Raw genomic sequence first — 20579 nt, forward strand, 5'->3', positions numbered from 1 at the left:
CGGCAATGTTCATTTGCCCAGGAAGCACAACTATTTATCCAGAACCTGTGGCAGATCAATTTATTTCATCGCATATGAAATTGTGTTTCAGTTACCATCCAGTTTCATGGCGTTTTATTAACATTTATCAAATACACCGCATCGTTCGGGCTGTTTTAAAGCGCGACGTGTATTGTGTGAGGATGCACAAGTGACGGTAAAGCGTCCGGTCTCGGCCAGTCTGGCTAAAGCTTTTTTCTACATAGTGCTGTTGTCGATTCTCTCAACGGGTATTGCTCTGCTCACGCTGACCAGCAGCTTACGAGATGCCGAAGCCATCAACGTGGCTGGCTCATTGCGCATGCAAAGTTACCGTCTGGGTTACGATCTGCAAAGCCAAAGTCCGCAGCTTAACGCTCACCGCCAGCTTTTCCAGCAGGCGCTAAATTCGCCAGCACTACAGAACCTGAACGCGTGGTACGTGCCTCAAGCGGTAAAAAGTCGCTATGGACGTCTACATGCAAACTGGCTGGAAATGAACGCCCGTCTGATCGATGGCGATTTAAATTGGTACCAGAGCAATATCAATAACTATGTCGATCAAATCGATCTCTTCGTGCTGGCGCTGCAACATTATGCTGAACGCAAAGTGATGCTGGTTTTTGGTATTTCACTGGCGGGCGGGATCGGCATTTTCACCCTCGTTTTCTTTACCTTACGGCGTATTCGCCAGCAGGTGGTGCGTCCGCTGAATAAGCTGGTGGTGGCCAGCCAGCACATTGAACACGGTCAGTTTGACATCCCGTCGCTGGATACTGATTTGCCCAACGAACTCGGGTTGTTGGGCAAGACCTTCAGCCAGATGTCGAGTGAATTACACAAGCTGTACCGCTCACTAGAAGCGTCTGTCGCTGAGAAGACCCACGATCTCCACGAAGCTAATCGTCGTCTGGAAGTGTTGTATCAGTGCTCTCAGGCGTTAAATACCAGTCAGATTGATGTGTACTGCTTCCGCCATATTTTACAGATCGTCCGCGAGCATGACGCCGCCTATTTCCTGGAACTCACCGTCGGAGATAACTGGCGAATTAGCGAAGGCGCAAAAAGCCCCGAGCTGCCGATGCAGATCCTGCCGGTCACCATGCAGGAAACCGTCTACGGTGAACTGCACTGGCAAAGCCCGAACGTCAATGCTTCTACCCCGTTGCTTAACAGCGTCTCCTCGATGCTCGGTCGCGGGTTGTACTTCAACCAGGCGCAAAAACATTTTCAGCAGCTGTTGTTAATGGAGGAACGGGCGACGATTGCGCGCGAGCTGCACGACTCGCTGGCGCAAGTGCTCTCTTATTTACGCATTCAGCTCACGCTGCTGAAGCGTTCGATTCCCGAAGATAACGCCCCGGCGCAAAGCATTATGGCGGATTTCTCTCAGGCGCTGAACGATGCCTACCGCCAGCTACGCGAACTGCTCACCACCTTCCGCCTGACTTTACAGCAGGCCGATCTCCCCTCCGCCCTGCATGAAATGTTGGAAACGCTGCAAAATCAGACCTCGGCTAAACTGACGCTTGATTGCCGGTTACCGACCCTGGCGCTGGACGCGCAAATGCAGGTGCATCTGCTGCAGATCGTCCGTGAAGCGGTGCTGAACGCGATTAAACATGCCAGCGCAACCGAAATTGCCGTCAGTTGCGTGACCGCGCCGGATGGTAATCACACGGTTTATATTCGCGATAACGGTATCGGCATTGGCGAGCCGCATGAGCCTTCGGGGCACTATGGGTTAAATATTATGCGCGAGCGGGCGGAAAGGCTGAGCGGCACGCTGACTTTCTCTCAACCCTCCGGAGGGGGAACGCTGGTGAGTATCAGTTTTCGTTCGGCAGAATCCGACGGTGAGCTAACGTAAAGAACCGCAAAGCGCCGTCGGTTCTCGATCCAGGCCTGACGGCGTTGGCACGAAAGGTAAGCTGTAAACGGGCATGATAATTTACATTATCTTCTTTTTTTCTCCACGTTTGCCCCGTACCTTGCCGCTAAAGTGAAGCAATTCACACCCATAACGATACGCAGAAACACGAGGTCCCCTTTTAATGGCGAATTTTTTCATCGATCGCCCCATTTTTGCCTGGGTGTTAGCAATCCTGTTGTGCCTGACAGGAGCCCTGGCTATTTTTTCGCTGCCCGTTGAGCAATACCCCGATCTGGCACCGCCAAACGTGCGGGTAACCGCGAACTACCCTGGCGCGTCCGCACAAACCCTGGAAAATACCGTCACCCAGGTTATCGAGCAGAACATGACTGGTCTCGATAATCTGATGTACATGTCGTCGCAGAGCAGCGGGACAGGCCAGGCGTCGGTTACGCTGAGCTTCCTCGCGGGAACCGATCCTGATGAAGCCGTCCAGCAGGTGCAAAACCAGCTGCAATCGGCAATGCGTAAGCTGCCGCAGGCGGTACAGAATCAAGGGGTCACGGTGCGCAAGACCGGTGACACCAATATTCTGACCATCGCCTTCGTCTCCACCGATGGCTCAATGGATAAGCAGGACATCGCCGACTACGTCGCCAGTAATATCCAGGATCCGCTCAGTCGTATAAACGGCGTGGGCGATATTGACGCCTACGGTTCACAATATTCCATGCGTATCTGGCTCGACCCGGTCAAACTTAACAGCTTCCAGATGACCGCCAAAGATGTGACCGATGCTATCGAGTCACAAAATGCGCAGATTGCCGTCGGGCAACTTGGCGGCACGCCTTCGGTGGACAAACAAGCGCTGAATGCGACGATCAACGCCCAGTCGCTGCTACAGACTCCGGATGAATTTCGCGCGATTACGCTACGCGTCAATCAGGACGGCTCAGAAGTTAAACTGGGTGATGTGGCGATGGTCGAAATGGGTGCGGAAAAGTATGACTATCTCAGCCGCTTCAACGGCCACCCGGCTTCCGGTCTGGGGGTAAAACTGGCCTCCGGCGCCAATGAAATGGCAACGGCGGAGCTGGTTATCGACCGCCTGAACGAGCTCTCACAGTATTTTCCGCACGGGCTGGAATACAAGGTGGCGTATGAAACTACCTCCTTTGTCAAAGCCTCAATCATCGACGTGGTGAAAACACTGCTGGAAGCGATCGCGCTGGTATTCCTTGTCATGTACCTGTTCCTGCAAAACTTCCGCGCCACGCTGATTCCTACAATCGCCGTTCCCGTCGTCCTGATGGGTACTTTTTCCGTGCTCTACGCCTTTGGCTACAGCGTTAACACCCTGACGATGTTTGCGATGGTGCTGGCGATCGGCTTGCTGGTCGATGATGCCATTGTGGTGGTGGAAAACGTCGAGCGTATTATGAGTGAGGAAGGCCTCACACCGCGGGAAGCGACGCGGAAATCGATGGGGCAAATCCAGGGCGCGCTGGTCGGTATCGCCATGGTGCTGTCGGCGGTGTTTATCCCGATGGCCTTCTTCGGCGGCACTACCGGGGCTATCTACCGCCAGTTCTCGATTACCATCGTCTCCGCAATGGTTCTTTCAGTTCTGGTGGCGATGATCCTCACCCCTGCCCTGTGCGCCACTCTGCTCAAACCGTTACATAAAGGCGAGCATCACGGGCAAACCGGTTTCTTTGGCTGGTTTAACCGGATGTTTAACCGCAACGCCGAACGCTACGAAAAAGGCGTCGCCAGGATCCTGCACCGCAGCCTGCGCTGGATACTGATTTACGGCCTGCTGCTCGGCGGTATGGTTTTCCTGTTCCTGCGCCTGCCAACCTCCTTCCTGCCGCTCGAAGACCGCGGCATGTTTACCACCTCGATACAGTTGCCCAGCGGCTCGACCCAGCAGCAAACATTGAAAGTAGTTGAGGAAGTGGAGAAGTATTACTTCACCCATGAGAAAGACAACATTACGTCGGTCTTTTCCACGGTCGGTTCCGGCCCTGGTGGGAACGGTCAAAACGTGGCGCGGATGTTTGTCCGCTTAAAAGACTGGGATGATCGCGACACCACCACCGGAACCTCTTTCGCCATCATCGAGCGCGCGACCAAAGCCTTTAATAAGATTAAGGAAGCCCGCGTCTTCGCCAGCAGCCCTCCGGCGATTAGCGGTCTCGGGAGCTCTGCCGGTTTCGATATGGAGCTGCAAGATCACGCCGGTGCGGGCCATGATGCGTTAATGGCCGCGCGCGACAAGCTGATTGAGCTGGCCGGGAAAGACGCGTCTCTGACCCGTGTTCGTCATAATGGTCTGGACGACAGCCCGCAGTTGCAAATTGATATCGATCAGCGCAAAGCCCAGGCGCTGGGCGTTTCCATTGATGACATCAACGACACCTTGCAAACGGCCTGGGGCTCCAGCTACGTCAATGACTTTATGGACCGGGGTCGTGTGAAGAAGGTTTACGTGCAGGCGGCGGCAAAATATCGCATGCTCCCGGACGACATCAATCTGTGGTACGTCCGCAATAATAGCGGCGGCATGGTGCCTTTCTCGGCCTTTGCCACGTCGCGCTGGGAAACGGGTTCACCGCGTCTGGAACGCTATAACGGCTACTCCGCCGTCGAGATTGTTGGCGAAGCCGCCCCAGGCGTCAGTACCGGTACGGCGATGGACATTATGGAATCGCTGGTCCACCAGTTGCCGACCGGATTCGGCCTCGAATGGACCGCGATGTCTTACCAGGAACGGCTGTCGGGCTCTCAGGCGCCAGCCCTGTACGCCATTTCTTTGCTGGTGGTGTTCCTGTGTCTGGCGGCCCTGTACGAAAGCTGGTCGGTTCCCTTCTCCGTCATGCTGGTTGTACCGCTGGGGGTCATTGGCGCGCTGCTCGCTACCTGGATGCGCGGTCTGGAAAACGACGTGTACTTTCAGGTCGGGTTACTCACCGTTATCGGGCTTTCGGCGAAGAACGCAATATTGATTGTTGAATTCGCCAATGAGATGAACGAGAAAGGTCACGACTTGCTCGACGCCACGCTGCATGCCTGTCGCCAACGCTTACGCCCAATTCTGATGACGTCACTGGCGTTTATCTTTGGGGTGTTGCCGATGACCATCAGCAGTGGCGCAGGTTCCGGCGGTCAGCATGCGGTGGGGACTGGCGTAATGGGCGGGATGATTTCAGCCACTATCCTGGCGATTTACTTCGTTCCTCTGTTCTTTGTGCTGGTACGCAGACGTTTCCCGTTGAAGCCACGCCCAGAATAATCGGACACAAAAAAGGCGACTTACGTTGAGTCGCCTTTTATTATCCTTTGCAGGATATGAATTTCTTCCAGAAAATTATTTACGAAGCATCACTTCGATAAAGTCTTTCCAGTTCCCCAGTTCACGTTCAATCATAACAACCTCTCTTATTATTATGGGCATTCTACGAAATCATCATCATAAAAAGAAGATCATTTAACCAATGGTTGCGATTACATCCTCCAGTGTTCGGGGGTATATGTAATCACTATGCGCTAACCTCATAAATTTTATGTGACTTACTGCAATATTTTGAAATATTCATACATCATCTACGACTTTGGCAATTCTGATGGAAAAACAGGCTGATGCAAACAGGCAAATTCTGATTTTCAGTTTCCCGTGAATTTTGGAACTTTCAGGAATCATTATTCACCATTCAACAACAATGTTATATTTTTCTATAACGGTTCGATGACAATATGTATTATTCATGTTTATAGAACACAAGAATAAATATTCAAATTACGTCAATAAGGATTCAAATGATCACCCTCTACGGCATTAAGAATTGCGATACGATTAAAAAAGCCAGACGCTGGCTGGAAGACAATGGGGTCGACTACCGCTTCCATGATTATCGCGTCGACGGCCTGGACAACGCGTTATTACACGCCTTTATCAGCGAATTAGGTTGGGAGGCGCTGCTCAATACACGTGGAACCACCTGGCGCAAACTGGATGAAGCCACACGTAACCAAATCACCGATGCGTCCTCTGCTGCTGCATTGATGATTGAAATGCCTGCAATTATCAAACGCCCATTGCTCTGCGCGCCGGGTAAGCCTATGCTGCTTGGCTTTAGTGAATCCAGTTATACGCAGTTTTTTAATGAGGTATAGTCTATGTCGTGCCCGGTTATTGAGCTGACACAGCAGCTTATTCGCCGTCCTTCCCTGAGCCCGGATGATGCCGGGTGCCAGGCGTTAATGATTGAACGCCTGCGCGCGGTAGGTTTTACCGTTGAGCATATGGATTTTGGTGACACACAGAATTTTTGGGCATGGCGCGGCAAAGGTGAGACTCTGGCATTTGCCGGTCACACTGACGTAGTGCCTGTCGGCGATGTCGATCGTTGGATTAATCCACCGTTCGAACCGACTATTCGCGATGGCATGTTGTTCGGGCGTGGCGCAGCCGATATGAAAGGCTCACTGGCGGCAATGGTCGTGGCCGCAGAACGTTTTGTCGCCCAGCATCCGAACCATCAGGGTCGTCTGGCGTTTTTGATAACCTCTGACGAAGAGGCCAGCGCCCAAAACGGCACCGTAAAAGTGGTTGAAGCACTTATGGCGCGCAATGAACGACTGGATTATTGTCTGGTTGGCGAGCCGTCCAGCACGGAAATCGTTGGCGACGTGGTGAAAAATGGGCGTCGTGGTTCACTGACCTGCAATCTGACCATTCACGGCGTGCAGGGCCACGTAGCCTACCCGCATCTGGCCGATAACCCGGTACACCGCGCGGCGCCAATGCTCAATGAACTGGTGGCGATTGAGTGGGATCAGGGCAACGAATTCTTCCCGGCGACCAGCATGCAGATTGCCAATATTCAGGCAGGAACCGGCAGCAACAATGTTATTCCCGGCGAACTGTTTATCCAGTTCAACTTCCGTTTCAGCACCGAATTAAACGATGAAATGATTAAGTCCCGGGTGCTGGAGCTGCTGGAGAAACATCAGTTGCGTTATACCGTCGACTGGTGGCTTTCCGGTCAGCCGTTCCTGACCGCACGCGGTAAACTGGTGGATGCGGTGGTGAACGCCATTGAGCACTATAATGAGATTAAACCGCAGTTACTGACTACAGGCGGGACGTCCGACGGGCGTTTTATTGCCCGCATGGGGGCACAGGTAGTAGAACTGGGGCCGGTCAACGCGACCATTCATAAAATTAATGAATGTGTTAATGCCGCCGACCTGCAGCTGCTTGCCCGTATGTATCAACGTATCATGGAGCAACTCGTCGCCTGATGAGTGTTCCTGTAAGAGGAAATGAGCATGGACTGGCTGGCAAAATACTGGTGGATTCTAGTGTTGGTGTTTCTGGTAGGCGTATTGCTGAACGTGATTAAAGATCTCAAGCGCGTCGACCACAAGAAATTTCTTGCCAATAAGCCGGAGCTTCCCCCGCATCGTGATTTTAACGATAAATGGGATGACGACGACGATTGGCCAAACAAGGATCAACCGAAGAAATAAGCCAACGTAGGCCGAATGGCGGTTTCACATCGCCATCCGGCCTGCGGGTTAAATCATCTCAATCACATCATCATCGTGAGGCTTACCACCGCTCAGCGCTTCATCAAAGTAGTGCTTCGGTACGGTAAAACGCAGGTGGTCGAGCGCAAACTGCATACTGCGTTCATCAATGGCGTGCCCCAGATTTTCGACGATATCCAGCGTCACATCCCCACCGGCACGTATTAACGCCTCCTGTGCGGCAACGGCATGAGATAACTCAATCACCCGGTCTTCACCGCCGTGAATCAAATGCACCGTCGTCGCGGTGGTTGCAACCTCCGGCAACGTGGCATAGCGACCATTAAAGGCGATGACCCGCGACGCCAGCCCAGGCTCGGCTTTAATACTCTCAAGCGACATAATCGAGCCCTGAGAAAAACCAATCAGCGCGGTCGCCTGAGGCGAAACGCCGCTTTGCTTCTGCCAGTAGCGAACGGTTTCGATAAAGACCGGCATAATCGCGTCAATACGCGCCTGGCGGTTCTCTTCCGTTACCCCCTGTACCGAAAACCACTGACGCCCGGAAGTCGTACCATAAGGCTCTGCCCCGCCAATGCTGACGATTAGCGCATCCGGAAACAGCGGCGCAAACCAGGAGCCAATTTCGCCCATGGCAACCGGGTTATCGCCGACGCCATGAAACAGCAACAAGAGCTGTTGAGCGGGTTTATCGGGACTTTGAACAACAAAATGGTCATGTTTCATGGCGATCTCCTTAACTGATGAGAATCATTCTACGCCGCTTAACCGCAATGACCATGCCAGGAAATTGAAGAAGTTAGTGAAAAAATTGCCATTGCATAATGCGATTATGTAGCCGTTGTTCACGCTCAGCATCCAGCTGTTTTAAGGCCTGCGCCGCCTCGGTGCGCTGAACTGCCAACAGCGCTTTGCGACCCGATATTTTCAACTGTTGGCACAATTCAGCATCGCTGCGTTGAGCCTGTATACGCCCGCGCAATGCCGGAAGAGGTAACTCGCTGCGCTCAAGCAAACGACTCAGACAACCTAATGATGTCAGTAATGGTCGATGCGCGAAGGCAAACCCAGCCAGCTCACCCCAGTCATCCTCATTAAGCGTAGTCTCTTTCAGTGGTACCAGCGGAAGGCGCTCTGCGTTCCACTGCGCAAGAATCTCCGCATCCCGTCGCAGGCGCTGGTGCGCCCGCCAGGCAAGGCGTTTTCCCGCTTCGCTGATGGGCAGCACCGCCATAGCGGTATAACAGCCGCTGCTGGCTTCCCGATGATTGCCCATCCGTACCAGGACAAAACCGCAGCGCTGCCAGAAACGCCATAATTCAGCCGTATAACCAAAGCTGACGGACAGATAGTCGCACTGCGTGCAATAGTGCCGGGCCTGCAGAATCAGCTGTTGCCCAATACCTTCCCTTTGACGCGCGGGATGAACCGCAATTCGACTGACCCGCCGCCCGACGAGCGTCGCCGCCAATGGGTCTCCGCCGTGCGCCGCCAGTGACTGCGCAACCAGATTTCCTCTTGGTCGGCGATATCCGGCCCAGACGGCCTGGCTTAATTCTGCGGATAATCCCCCCTCGTCGACCAGCCAGACGGCTCCCGCCACCGAGTCAGCAGCCGAAGCCTGAAGAAAATGCTGACCCGGCGCGTCCATCATTCGCCGCAGATCCAGTGGCGAGGTGCGATAATGCGCGCCGGAAAGCAGCTGATATACCGCTAACGGAAGCGCCGGGTTTGTCTGCCATGAGAGTTGCTCAAATGCCGAGAAGTTAAGCTCCCCCAAGGGGGCATGCGCAAAGGTTTCGTCGTCAAACACCAGCGCATCGCTGACAATTTTCTCCAGCGGACATCCCTGCGCCCAGCGCACGGGTTGTTGCAACTCATAGCGTCGAAGATGGGGAAAGCGGGCGCAGAATTTCAGCAAAAAGCCTCTGCCGGTACCCTCGTAGCCCTGAACGGTGGTGGTTAACAGCGTACGAGGGAAACGCGCAACCAGTTGGTGCAGCAGCGGCGCGGGGATCGCGGCGGCTTCATCCACAACCAGCCAGTCTGCGGTTGCAGAACTGCTTAACAGCGCATCCGGGGCCATAAAGCGGTAACGCTCTGCGGCAAATTGCGCCAGCACATCCGTTGCCGCTTTAGCAGGCGCGGTGACAATCGCGGTCCCGTTGATACGTGCTATCAGTTGCCCTGCCAGAGCCGATTTGCCCCGGCCACGTGCAGCTGTGACCGCAGCCACGCCGGGAGGCATATCCAGCAACTGGGTTAAAATCATCGCCTGTTCAGGCTGAGGGTAACCGGTTGCCGCGTGCCAGACTGCACGAACAGGAAAACGCGGGCTGGAAACTGCGTGATGCTGCTGCCAGTGCAGAGCCTGTCCGTCACGGGAAATCACCCGTTTGACATGTTCAACAAAGTGCGGCGTTGGGATAGGTTCAGCACAGTCGCTCCAGCGCAGTGAATCCACGTCCGGATGCGTGTGCCAGGTATGCCAGGGGGGAGTCAGCAAAACCAGCCAGCTCCCGGCGATCAGCGTTCCGCTTAAGGCGGCAAACGCCGCAGCGTCAAATCCCTGCCCGGCGTCAAAAACCGCATGACGAAACTCGCGGCCTAATAACGTTTGCAGCGCCTGTGGCGTACAGTTTGGCTCAGCAGGGGCGGGGGCGCCCACCCATAACCAGTCGCCGGGTAACGTGTCGCGTAGCGCTAATGCCCGCTCCTGACACCAGTTCCCCTCGCCACTGATAATCAGCAGACGACGGATCCCTTCGTGGGCCATCTGTTCGGTTAACGCGCTCAGCGCCGTATTATCAGACATCCCTGCCTCAGTAGCTTAAATGCCTTTACCAAAAGTATTACATTGTCCCGGATCGCCGCTGTCAAAACCGCGTTTGAACCAGCTAAGCCGCTGCTCAGAAGTGCCGTGGGTAAAGCTGTCCGGCACAACGCGTCCTTGTCCCTGCTGCTGCAGGCGATCGTCGCCAATAGCCTGAGCGGCGTTCAGCGCTTCAGCCAGGTCGCCGGACTCCAGCACGCCCTGCTGCTGCATACTGTTGCCCCAGACGCCGGCAAAGCAGTCCGCCTGCAGTTCCATACGTACGGAAAGACGGTTCACCTCAACCTGTGAGGCATTCTGCTGCATCTGGCGAATTTTCGGTTCAATACCCAGCAGTTTCTGCACGTGGTGGCCCACTTCATGGGCGATAACATAGCCCTGAGCAAAATCACCATCGGCGCCCAGCTTGTTTTTCATGTCATCATAAAATGAGAGGTCGATATACACCGTACCATCCGCCGGGCAGTAAAACGGCCCCATCACCGACTGACCTGCGCCACAGCCGGTACGCGTCGCTCCGCGATACATTACCAGCTTCGGCTGTTGGTAGGTCCGGCCCATGTTTTCAAACTGCTGCCCCCAGGTATCTTCCGTGGTGGCCAGAATCACCGAGGTAAATTTTGCTGCTTCATCATCATTTGGGCTGATGGAGTGTGATGATTGCTGTTGGGAAACTGGCTGGCCGGTCATTAATCCGGTGAGATCCACGCCATAATATCCCGCCACCAGCACCACAATCAGCAGGATGATGCCGCCTTTACCACTGGGCAAACGAAAACCAGGGCCGCCTATAGAAGGGCCGCCACCGGAGCTATTTCGTCTGTCTTCCACATTGTCACTTTCACGACGCCCTTGCCAGCGCATAATCACCTCAACTTTTTATTCATTATGATGATGATCGTAGGCGGTTCGGAACAGGATTACCATAAGAAACAGTAATCAAAATCGGCGGGATTGATGAGCCGGAGAGCGATCGCCGGCTCAGGGGAGGATTAGTCTAACTTCACACCCAGACGATGCGCGACGGCTTCATAGGCTTCGATCAGGCCGCCCAGGCTCTGGCGGAAGCGATCTTTGTCCATTTTATCCAGCGTTTCTTTGTCCCACAGACGGCTGCCGTCCGGTGAGAACTCATCGCCCAAGACCACTTCACCTTTATACAAACCAAATTCAAGTTTGAAGTCGACCAGAATCAGACCGGCATCATCAAACATCTTTTTCAGCACGTCGTTGGCTTTGTAGGTCAGCTCTTTCATACGCGCCAGATTCTCTTTGCTCACCCAACCAAAAGTTTCGCAATAGGAATCGTTAATCATTGGATCGTGCATAGCATCGTTTTTCAGGAACAGATCAAACAGCGGCGGATTCAGTTCAATACCTTCCTCAACGCCTAAACGCTTAACCAGGGAGCCTGCTGCGCGGTTACGAACCACACATTCAACCGGTACCATCTCCAGTTTTTTCACCAGACATTCAGTATCGGAAAGCAGTCGCTCCATCTGGGTAGGAATGCCCGCTTCTTGCAGTTTAGTCATAATGAAATGGTTGAACTTGTTGTTCACCATGCCTTTACGATCAAACTGTTCAATGCGCGCGCCATCCCCTGCTGACGTATCATTGCGGAATTCGAGCACCAACAGGTCCGGGTTTTCCGTGCTGTATACGGTCTTCGCTTTACCACGATACAACTCAGCTTGCTTTTGCATCTTTATTACTCCTGGGTGTGAATTAACGATAAATATTGCGTTTTTCTGCCGACGCACACGTTTGCGTATCATATCAGAAAAAAAGGGCTGGAGTTATCCAGCCCTTTATTTTTACTTACTGAACGCTGCCTGGAAGACGGCGACCAGCGCGTCGTTCTGGCTTTGCGTCAGGGTATGCCCCTTCGGATCGATAAACTGCAAGCTACTGCGGTTGTCTAAATCACCGACCTGCAGTTTATAGTCGCCGGATACCAGACCCGGATCGCTTGCGCCCAGCTCCTGCCAGTTGCTATCAGACAGTGGTTTGTAGGTCACGGCGATGCTGCCCTGAGAACGGGTGCTGTCGGTCACTTTCATCCCCACTTTCTCAAGCGCTGCCGGCAGACGCTGCCATACCACGTTGAACGGTCCACGTACCACCAGCATCGGTAAACCGGTGTCATCGGCAGCACTCTGAACATCCATGGTGGCGGCAGAGCGGTTCTGCGCGGCATTCGCGGCGTCAGTGGCGTTCTTATCCAGACCTGCGGAGATAACGTTCATCATCTCAGCGCTGTAACGCTGCATTGATGCTGGATCAGCTACGGGTTTACCCGCCTGCTCGAGGTTAATCAGTTTCACCGTTACCGCTTGCTGATAACCCTGCGGTTTAACCGAGATTTGATAACGTCCACGGTACTGCTCGTCTTCATCCAGACGGTTCCAGTTAACCCAGTCGGTGGTCAACGTCTGGCTGGCATCATCACGTTTGGTGATCGTGTAGTTTTTAGACTGAATGACGCTAACGACCTGTGGCCACAGCGTGTTGCCACGACCATTTTCCACCAGCAATGTCGACGTATCACCCGCGATCTGAGTGCGAGCACCGGTGACTAGTGCTAACGGCTGAGCCGGCGGGCGAATGTCCAGCGCTTTACCAACGGCACCGCTGCCGTTGGTGACCGGGATATTATAGTCACCCGACATAACCGGCAGAATCATCCCAGCTGGAGCGTGAAGCTCAGCAAGCGGTGCGGCCTCCAGATAGGATTCATCACCGCTCACCTGGCGCTTATAACGCGAGTCAGAACTACAGGCCGCGAGCAACATAACAAGCGAAACACCCGCAACCTTGGCCAGGCGCGACTTTTGTACTGAGTAAGCCATCAAATCTCCCTAAACTTTACAGCAAACCGGCATGCTTAAGCGCCGCTTTGACGATTTCACGAGCATTATCCGTGATTGGCGTCATCGGCAGACGTAGCGTATCGGTCGCCACAAGTCCCAACTCCTTACACGCCCATTTCACTGGGATAGGATTGGGTTCGACAAATAGTTTGTTGTGTAACGGCATCAGACGCTGGTTAATCACCCGCGCCTCGGCAAAGTTCCCGGCTGCCGCCAGTTTGCACATTTCGGCCATATCGCGTGCCGCAACGTTAGACGTCACGGAAATCACGCCATGACCACCGAGCTGCATAAAATCCAGTCCGGTCGCGTCATCACCGCTGAGCAGAATAAAGTCGTCTGAAACCAGCTCTTTGATCTGGTGAACGCGACTTAAGTTCCCCGTGGCCTCTTTAATAGCGATAATATTTTTTACTTTCGCCAGGCGACCAACGGTTTCCGGCAACATATCGCAGCCGGTACGGGACGGTACATTATACAGAATTTGCGGCAGGTCAGTATGTTCAGCGATGGCTTTGAAATGCTGGAACAAACCTTCCTGGGTTGGGCGGTTGTAGTAAGGCGTCACCGTCAGGCAGCCGACAACACCACTGTCGTTGAAACGCTGCGTCAGACTAATGGCTTCCGCGGTCGCATTAGCGCCGGTTCCGGCAATCACCGGAATACGCCCGTCGGCCAGCTCCAGGGTCATCATCACCACATCGCCATGCTCATCATGACTCAGGGTGGCAGACTCACCGGTGGTGCCAACCGAAACGATCGCCGAGGTGCCGCTGGCGACATGATAATCAATCAGTTTTTTCAGGCTCGACCGGCAGACTTTACCTTTCTCATCCATCGGCGTAACAAGCGCGACAATACTTCCCGTGAACATGGGCCATCCTCTGTGCAAACAAGTGTCTCAATGGTACGTTTGGTACGACAATAAAAGCAAGCGACCAGAGCCGTTCTGATTGTTGTATGCATGTTTTTTTTATGCTTTCCTTATGATTACCTCACCGCTCAAAGGAAGAACAGGTTTGACATCGTCATCGCAACACTATCTGGTCATTACTGCGCTGGGTGCTGACCGCCCGGGAATTGTGAACACCATCACACGTCATGTCAGCAGTTGCGGCTGTAATATCGAAGACAGCCGACTGGCCATGCTGGGTGACGAGTTCACGTTTATCATGTTGCTGTCGGGCACCTGGAATGCCATTACCCTAATTGAATCAACCTTGCCGTTGAAAGGTGCAGAGCTGGATTTACTGATTGTGATGAAGCGCACGACCGCACGCCCCCGTCCGGCGATGCCCGCTACGGTATGGGTGCAGGTCGATGTTCCTGATTCTCCGCATTTGATTGAACGCTTTACCGCCCTGTTTGACAGCCACCAAATGAATATTGCGGAACTGGTTTCACGCACGCAACCGGCTGAGAACGAAAAGGCGGCACAGCTGTTTATTCAAATTACCGCACATAGTCCTGCGTCACATGATTCGGCAAATATTGAAGATGCGTTTAAAGCACTCTGTACAGAACTCAATGCGCAAGGCAGTATTAACGTCGTCAATTACTCACAGCATGATGAACAGGATGGAGTTAAGTAATGAACCCACTGAAAGCCGGTGATATCGCACCGAAATTTAGCTTGCCGGATCAAGACGGAGAACAAGTAAATTTAACCGACTTCCAGGGACAGCGTGTTCTGGTTTATTTTTACCCGAAAGCCATGACACCCGGCTGTACCGTTCAGGCCTGCGGCCTGCGCGATAACATGGATGAGTTAAAAAAAGCAGGTGTTGAAGTGCTGGGAATCAGCACCGATAAACCAGAGAAGCTTTCCCGATTCGCGGAGAAAGAAGTCCTTAACTTCACGCTCCTGTCCGACGAAGATCACCAGGTTTGCGAGCAGTTCGGCGTCTGGGGTGAGAAGTCATTTATGGGCAAAACCTATGATGGCATCCACCGCATCAGCTTCCTGATTGATGCTGAAGGGAAAATTGAGCATGTGTTTGATGACTTCAAAACCAGCAACCACCACGACGTGGTAATGAACTGGCTGAAAGAGAACGCCTGATTTACATTTTGCCGGATAGCGCCTGATGGTGACGCCACGCGTCTTATCAGGCCACCATCCGCATAACTCCGTAGCCGGATAAGGCGTTTACGCCGCCATCCGGCATCAACGTCGTTTATTCAAACGTCCCTTTTACACAGGCTTTTTTCTCTCTGACGACGGCTTTGCCCTTCGCCCACAGGTGATGAACTTCAAGCGCATCATTGAGCACCAGAATGTCGGCATCGCATCCCACCGCCAGACGCCCTTTATGCTCCAGTCCCAAAAATTCTGCGACCGTTCGCGTCAGCGGACACAGCGCCAGTTCCAGCGGTATGGCATGAACCTTCACCAACTGGCGCACTGTTTCAGCCAGTGATTCAAACCCTGCGACACCGATGCCGGTAAGATTACCGTAGTCATCAAATTCCGGCTGGCTACCGTTACCATCCGAACTCAAGGTAATACGCGACAGCGGCACGTTCTGGCGTAGCGCCGTGGCGATAGCCGTGGCCGGGTCGACGGGTTTATCAATGCTGCTGGTAATGTCGATATAACCGCCTTTGCGGGCATACTCCAGCGCCGACTGAAACAACGGTTCCGCACGATTGACGTGTGTGGGCAGCAGCTTGGTAATCGGTACATCGCAACTGTCGAGGATCTGGTACAACGGCTCCAGCATGCGCGGGCTGTCGCCCATATGGAAGACGCTAATCCCCGGCTTGCGCCCTAACAATCCGCCAACGCGCGACTGCGCCGCCATGGTTGCCAGCGCCGAGGTGTCCGGGGCTGAAGAACGATGGTCTGAAACAGCACATTTCACGCCAATGATTTTATCGATCAGCGCCACATCGCGATCGATACTGCCGGTGATGGTCGGGGAAGGCAGAGAATACGCCCCGGTCAGCATCCATGCGCTGATGCCTTCAAATTCCAGCGCGCGGGTTTTCGCCAGCAGCGATTCAGGGTGACGGGTAATACCATCTGTCCCCAGCAATCCCACCACCGAGGTGACGCCAGCTTCAACCAGCCGCGACAAGCGCACTTCCGGCGTGCGGGTGTGCGGCCCCGCTTCTCCGCCGCCGCCAATCAGATGGACGTGTTGATCGATAAATCCTGGGCACACAATCGCACCGTCAAGATTGATACACTCGCAGCCAGGAAAATCGTCAGGGGAAATCGACGGCGCGATGGCAACAATTTTGCTGCCAGATACCAGTATATCCTGGCGTCCTAAATCTTCCGGCGCGTACACGTGTCCCTGCAGGAACAACGTCAAATTAAGAATGGAACAGTTCATAACCTTCCTTGTCAGGCAATAACCTGCATAACCCAAATAGAGAGCAGCGCATTAATTACGCATACCGCAATAATAAGCGGGTAATAACGGGGATGGACCCCCGCGGTACCCAGACAGCGTCCCACATTTTGCACCGGATTGCCCATCAGGTAGATAGCCGGTAACAGCACCGTAGCATCATGTCCCGAAAGCGTACCGGCGACAACCAGGCTGGCGCAAACACCGACGCCGCCTCCCATACTCATCACTGCCGCCAGCAGTACGGTAGCAGATTCCCCCGGCAGTCCCCACAGCGCCATTACCGGCTCACATACCCGCCCGACAATCTCAAGCAGTCCCGTCACCTTCAGCGCCTGAATAATCACAAACGCCATTACCACGTTAGGCAACAGGCTGGTTGTTGCAATAGTGAATCCGCGCCGTGCGCCATCGATAAACATATCCATGACGTTTTTACGTACTTGCGTTGTCATCTCACGCCTCCTGCTGCGTACGGCGATTTTCCAGCTGCGCAATCCACAAACGCAGCAGGTTCGCACCCACAAATTTGAAGACAAGGATCACCGCCAGCGGCGTAATCACCGGGACGGTAACCATCGTAAACAGCGCAGCACCCGAGGAAAAATAGTTGGTAATACACGCACTGCCGCTGGTTTGCCAGCAGGCAAAAATGGCACGTTCCTGTTCAGTGATAATGCCCTCTTCCGCCATTTCTTTAGTCATCCCTGCCGCAGCATCGGTATTTTGCAAATTCGCAATCAGCGCCAGCGAACAAATACCCGGAATACCGAGTAACGGGCGCAGGACTGGCGTCATCAGTTGCTGTGCCGCACGCAACCCTCCCAGCCCTTCGGTGACGGAAATTATCCCGAGTGAAAGAATGACGGAAGGCGCCAGCTCAAGCGCGAATAAGAAGCCGTCTTTTGCGCCCATACCGCCCGTGCCGCGAAAAGAGACCGCCGTGTCCCCCGCCGCATTAATCTGCCCAAACGCACCGTTGAGAACGGTGAAATCAAAGACTCGCCACCATTCGGTACTTTTCGCAAACATGCCGGAAAAAAGAATAATCGTAATAAAAAAAGCGAGATAACCGCCCCATCCCACCTTCTGCTGCGTGTGTGTGTTGTGACCCATTTTGTTCTCCTGTTGGCCTTATTCCTTGCGTGACTAAAGACATCACGCGGGTCAAGTTAAAGACAAACGCAGAGAAAAACGACACCAGAGGAGATTATTCAGAATGTGTGGATAGAGGTCAGACAAGTTCGGCTCCGGCGACATTGCATCGCCGGAGCAAACAGATTAGGGTTCATCAACGACCTGACCATCCGGCCAGGCATGCATTACCGCTTTGATTAACGTCGCCAGAGGAATCGCAAAGAATACGCCCCAGAATCCCCACAGGCCGCCGAATATCACTACTGAGAGAATAATCACCAGCGGATGCAGATTTACCGCCTCGGAGAACAGCACCGGCACCAGCAAATTACCGTCCAGCGCCTGGATTATCAGGTATACGGCAAAACAGCTCCAGAACTCGGTGCCAAGCCCGAACTGGAACAATGCCACACCGACCACCGGAATAGTGACCACGAAAGCGCCGATATACGGGATCAGCACGGAGAAGCCTACCAGCACCGCCAGCAGCAGCGAATAGTTGAGGCCAAACAGCAGGAAGCCGAGCCAGGTCGCCACGCCAACCACCACCATTTCCAGCACCTTGCCGCGGATATAGTTGGTGATTTGCTGGTTCATCTCTTTCCACACCTGCCCCGCCAGTCCGCGATTACGCGGCAGCACCCGACGCACTGCGTTCAGCATTTGTCCTTTATCTTTGATCAGGAAGAACACCATCAACGGGACGAGAATCAGATACACCGCCAGCGTCAGCAATCCGACCAGTGAAGCCAGCGAATATTTCACCACCGAATCGCCCATGGTGAGCATTCGCGAGCGCATATTCTCCGCCATCGCATCAATAATGCCTGCATCCATCAGCGCCGGATAACGCCGCGGTAAAGTGGCGGCAAAATCAGACAATTTATTGAGCATGCCGGGCATATCGCGGATCAGGTAGATCCCCTGTTGCCATGCAACGGGCATTACCACAAACGCCATCAGCAGCAAAATACCGACAAACACCACCAACACAATCGATGTCGCCCAACGCCGTGAACAACCAATATGTTCCAGCCGTACTGTCGGCCATTCGAGCAGGTACGCCAGCACAATGGCGACCAGCAGCGGCGCCAAAAGACCGCTAAAAAAGAACAGGATGCCAAAACCGGCAACCAGAATAATCAGCAAGGCGATGGCTTCGGGGTCGCTAAAGCGGCGGCGATACCATTGCATCAACATTTCGAGCATAAAACCCTTCCATGAATCCAATAGCGGGATTGCGATCCCGAATTGTATCGAAATGTCACAAAAAAGACTTCGCTTTTTATAGCGGATTACGCAAAGTGAAAAGACATTTTTCCTGGGTGTTCATCGTCAGGTTTCGCAGTTACACTCCCTAAGCTTGCGGAGTGTGAACGATACTTCACGGCATTGGTCAAATGGCTATCTCAAAAAAGAATACAGGACAGAGGTTATGTTCAGGCAGTTGAAAAAAAACCTGGTTGCTACCCTCATTGCTGCACTGACCATCGGTCAGGTTGCGCCCGCATTTGCCGGAACCGCGGACACCCTGCCTGATATGGGAACCTCGGCAGGGAGTACGCTTTCCATAGGACAGGAAATGCAGATGGGCGATTATTATGTACGCCAGCTGCGCGGCAGTGCGCCATTAATTAACGATCCGTTGCTGACGCAATACATTAATGCGCTGGGGATGCGTCTGGTCTCGCACGCCGACTCGGTAAAAACGCCCTTCACCTTCTTTTTGATTAACAACGATGAAATCAACGCCTTTGCTTTCTTTGGCGGCAACGTTGTTTTGCACTCCGCACTGTTCCGCTATTCCGATAACGAAAGCCAACTGGCATCGGTTATGGCGCACGAAATTTCCCACGTTACGCAGCGTCACCTGGCGCGCGCAATGGAAGATCAGAAACGCAGCGCGCCGCTAACGTGGGTGGGTGCGTTAGGGTCAATTTTATTGGCGATGGCCAGCCCGCAGGCGGGTATGGCGGCGCTGACCGGTACGCTGGCGGGTACACGCCAGGGGATGATTAGCTTTACGCAGCAAAACGAACAGGAAGCAGACCGCATCGGTATTCAGGTACTGCAACGCTCGGGATTCGATCCCCAGGCCATGCCGACGTTTCTGGAAAAATTGCTCGATCAGGCCCGTTACTCTTCGCGTCCACCAGAAATTTTGCTGACTCACCCCCTGCCAGAAAGCCGTCTGTCGGATGCCCGTAACCGCGCCAACCAAATGCGTCCGGCTGTCGTCCAGTCTTCAGAAGATTTTTATCTGGCCAAGGCACGCACCTTAGGCATGTACAACTCTGGTCGCAACCAGCTGACCGATGACCTGCTGAGTAACTGGTCGAAAGGCAATATACGTGAGCAACGTGCGGCGCAGTATGGCCGGGCATTGCAGGCAATGGAGGCCAGTAAATATGACGAGGCACGTAAAGCACTGCAACCGCTGCTGGCGGCAGATGCTAACAATGCCTGGTATCTCGACCTGGCAACGGATATCGATCTCGGCCAGAAGAAAACCAGCGATGCCATTAATCGGTTGAAAAACGCCCGCGACCTGCGCACCAACCCGGTACTGCAGCTCAACCTGGCAAATGCGTATTTACAGGCCGGGCAAGCCAAAGAGGCGGCGACCATCCTGAATCGCTATACGTTTAACCATAAGAACGACCCTAACGGCTGGGATCTGTTAGCGCAAACGGAAGCCAACCTGAACAACCGCGATCAGGAGCTGGCGGCCCGCGCGGAAGGGTATGCCCTCGCAGGACGTCTGGATCAGGCGATTTCGATGCTCAGCAGCGCAAGCTCACAGGTCAAGCTGGGTAGCCAGCAGCAGGCCAGATACGATGCCCGTATCGACCAGCTACGCCAATTGCAAGAGCGCTTTAAACCGTATACGAAAATGTAATTATCGAACCCTTGCCGGATGGCGATATGTA

The 20579-nt window shown here is 53.7% G+C and carries 19 protein-coding genes; 8 read left to right on the forward strand and 11 right to left on the reverse strand.

What is annotated here, in order from left to right:
* Positions 1-190: 190 nt before the first annotated feature.
* Positions 191-1888 (forward strand): nitrate/nitrite two-component system sensor histidine kinase NarQ, encoded by a 1698-nt coding sequence (gene narQ, locus N0B36_RS19155; RefSeq protein WP_016157109.1) that lies wholly within the window; start codon positions 191-193, stop codon positions 1886-1888.
* A 184-nt stretch (positions 1889-2072) separates the two neighbouring features.
* Positions 2073-5186: a multidrug efflux RND transporter permease AcrD gene (acrD, locus tag N0B36_RS19160; RefSeq protein ID WP_259688832.1), complete on the forward strand. Its 3114-nt coding sequence runs from the start codon at positions 2073-2075 to the stop codon at positions 5184-5186.
* A gap of 75 nt (positions 5187-5261) precedes the next feature.
* Here the strand turns inward: acrD and ypfM are convergent, their stop codons facing one another.
* Positions 5262-5321, reverse strand: a complete 60-nt coding sequence (gene ypfM / locus N0B36_RS19165; protein ID WP_001386977.1) for a protein YpfM — start codon at positions 5319-5321, stop codon at positions 5262-5264.
* 389 nt (positions 5322-5710) lie between these two features.
* On the opposite strand from ypfM, the gene N0B36_RS19170 reads away from it, so the two are divergent.
* From N0B36_RS19170 to N0B36_RS19180, 3 genes are read left to right on the forward strand one after another with little or no spacing between them, the layout of a single operon-like run.
* Positions 5711-6067: an ArsC family reductase gene (locus N0B36_RS19170; RefSeq protein WP_016153966.1), complete on the forward strand. Its 357-nt coding sequence runs from the start codon at positions 5711-5713 to the stop codon at positions 6065-6067.
* Positions 6068-6070: 3 nt separating this feature from the next.
* Entirely contained in the window at positions 6071-7198 is a 1128-nt protein-coding gene (gene dapE / locus N0B36_RS19175; protein ID WP_259688833.1) for a succinyl-diaminopimelate desuccinylase, read from the forward strand.
* 27 nt (positions 7199-7225) lie between these two features.
* Positions 7226-7426 carry a YpfN family protein gene (locus N0B36_RS19180; protein WP_003835080.1) on the forward strand — a complete coding sequence of 67 codons (201 nt, stop codon included), beginning with the start codon at positions 7226-7228 and terminating at the stop codon, positions 7424-7426.
* Between the two features lie 48 nt (positions 7427-7474).
* Here N0B36_RS19180 and ypfH read toward each other — a convergent pair whose 3' ends face one another.
* The 6 genes from ypfH to dapA all read right to left on the reverse strand — a co-directional run bounded on the left by ypfH (position 7475) and on the right by dapA (position 14027).
* Complete coding sequence (gene ypfH, locus N0B36_RS19185) at positions 7475-8173, reverse strand: esterase (RefSeq protein WP_016153968.1); 699 nt, start codon at positions 8171-8173, stop codon at positions 7475-7477.
* Between the two features lie 73 nt (positions 8174-8246).
* A complete protein-coding gene (locus tag N0B36_RS19190; protein WP_259688834.1) occupies positions 8247-10262 on the reverse strand; it encodes a tRNA(Met) cytidine acetyltransferase TmcA in 2016 nt (671 codons plus the stop codon).
* Between the two features lie 15 nt (positions 10263-10277).
* The gene (locus tag N0B36_RS19195; RefSeq protein WP_259688835.1) at positions 10278-11144 is read right to left on the reverse strand and encodes a neutral zinc metallopeptidase; all 867 of its coding nucleotides are present in this window, start codon (positions 11142-11144) and stop codon (positions 10278-10280) included.
* Positions 11145-11272: 128 nt separating this feature from the next.
* A complete protein-coding gene (gene purC / locus N0B36_RS19200; RefSeq protein WP_003835086.1) occupies positions 11273-11986 on the reverse strand; it encodes a phosphoribosylaminoimidazolesuccinocarboxamide synthase in 714 nt (237 codons plus the stop codon).
* A 111-nt stretch (positions 11987-12097) separates the two neighbouring features.
* Positions 12098-13132 (reverse strand): outer membrane protein assembly factor BamC, encoded by a 1035-nt coding sequence (gene bamC, locus N0B36_RS19205; protein WP_016153971.1) that lies wholly within the window; start codon positions 13130-13132, stop codon positions 12098-12100.
* Between the two features lie 16 nt (positions 13133-13148).
* Positions 13149-14027: a 4-hydroxy-tetrahydrodipicolinate synthase gene (gene dapA, locus N0B36_RS19210; RefSeq protein ID WP_016153972.1), complete on the reverse strand. Its 879-nt coding sequence runs from the start codon at positions 14025-14027 to the stop codon at positions 13149-13151.
* A gap of 145 nt (positions 14028-14172) precedes the next feature.
* Here dapA and N0B36_RS19215 point away from each other — a divergent pair, with 145 nt between their 5' ends.
* Together N0B36_RS19215 and bcp are read left to right on the forward strand one after the other, a co-directional pair.
* Positions 14173-14745 carry a glycine cleavage system transcriptional repressor gene (locus N0B36_RS19215; protein ID WP_019077363.1) on the forward strand — a complete coding sequence of 191 codons (573 nt, stop codon included), beginning with the start codon at positions 14173-14175 and terminating at the stop codon, positions 14743-14745.
* Complete coding sequence (bcp, locus tag N0B36_RS19220) at positions 14745-15215, forward strand: thioredoxin-dependent thiol peroxidase (RefSeq protein WP_003835095.1); 471 nt, start codon at positions 14745-14747, stop codon at positions 15213-15215. The genes N0B36_RS19215 and bcp overlap by 1 nt, the downstream gene beginning before the upstream one ends.
* A gap of 115 nt (positions 15216-15330) precedes the next feature.
* On the opposite strand, the gene iadA is transcribed toward bcp, so the two are convergent.
* The 4 genes from iadA to N0B36_RS19240 all read right to left on the reverse strand — a co-directional run bounded on the left by iadA (position 15331) and on the right by N0B36_RS19240 (position 18858).
* A complete protein-coding gene (gene iadA, locus N0B36_RS19225) occupies positions 15331-16494 on the reverse strand; it encodes a beta-aspartyl-peptidase (RefSeq protein WP_259688836.1) in 1164 nt (387 codons plus the stop codon).
* An 11-nt stretch (positions 16495-16505) separates the two neighbouring features.
* A complete protein-coding gene (locus N0B36_RS19230; protein WP_003037948.1) occupies positions 16506-16967 on the reverse strand; it encodes a YjiG family protein in 462 nt (153 codons plus the stop codon).
* Position 16968: 1 nt separating this feature from the next.
* On the reverse strand, positions 16969-17628 hold the full coding sequence (locus N0B36_RS19235) for a nucleoside recognition domain-containing protein (RefSeq protein ID WP_016153974.1): 660 nt from the start codon (positions 17626-17628) through the stop codon (positions 16969-16971).
* 165 nt (positions 17629-17793) lie between these two features.
* Positions 17794-18858 carry an AI-2E family transporter gene (locus tag N0B36_RS19240; protein WP_016153975.1) on the reverse strand — a complete coding sequence of 355 codons (1065 nt, stop codon included), beginning with the start codon at positions 18856-18858 and terminating at the stop codon, positions 17794-17796.
* 226 nt (positions 18859-19084) lie between these two features.
* Here N0B36_RS19240 and bepA point away from each other — a divergent pair, with 226 nt between their 5' ends.
* On the forward strand, positions 19085-20548 hold the full coding sequence (bepA, locus tag N0B36_RS19245) for a beta-barrel assembly-enhancing protease (RefSeq protein ID WP_259688838.1): 1464 nt from the start codon (positions 19085-19087) through the stop codon (positions 20546-20548).
* The last annotated feature ends 31 nt before the right edge of the window (positions 20549-20579 follow it).

It is taken from the genome of Citrobacter sp. XY323 (assembly GCF_025106035.1).
Classification (GTDB): Bacteria; Pseudomonadota; Gammaproteobacteria; order Enterobacterales; family Enterobacteriaceae; genus Citrobacter; species Citrobacter braakii.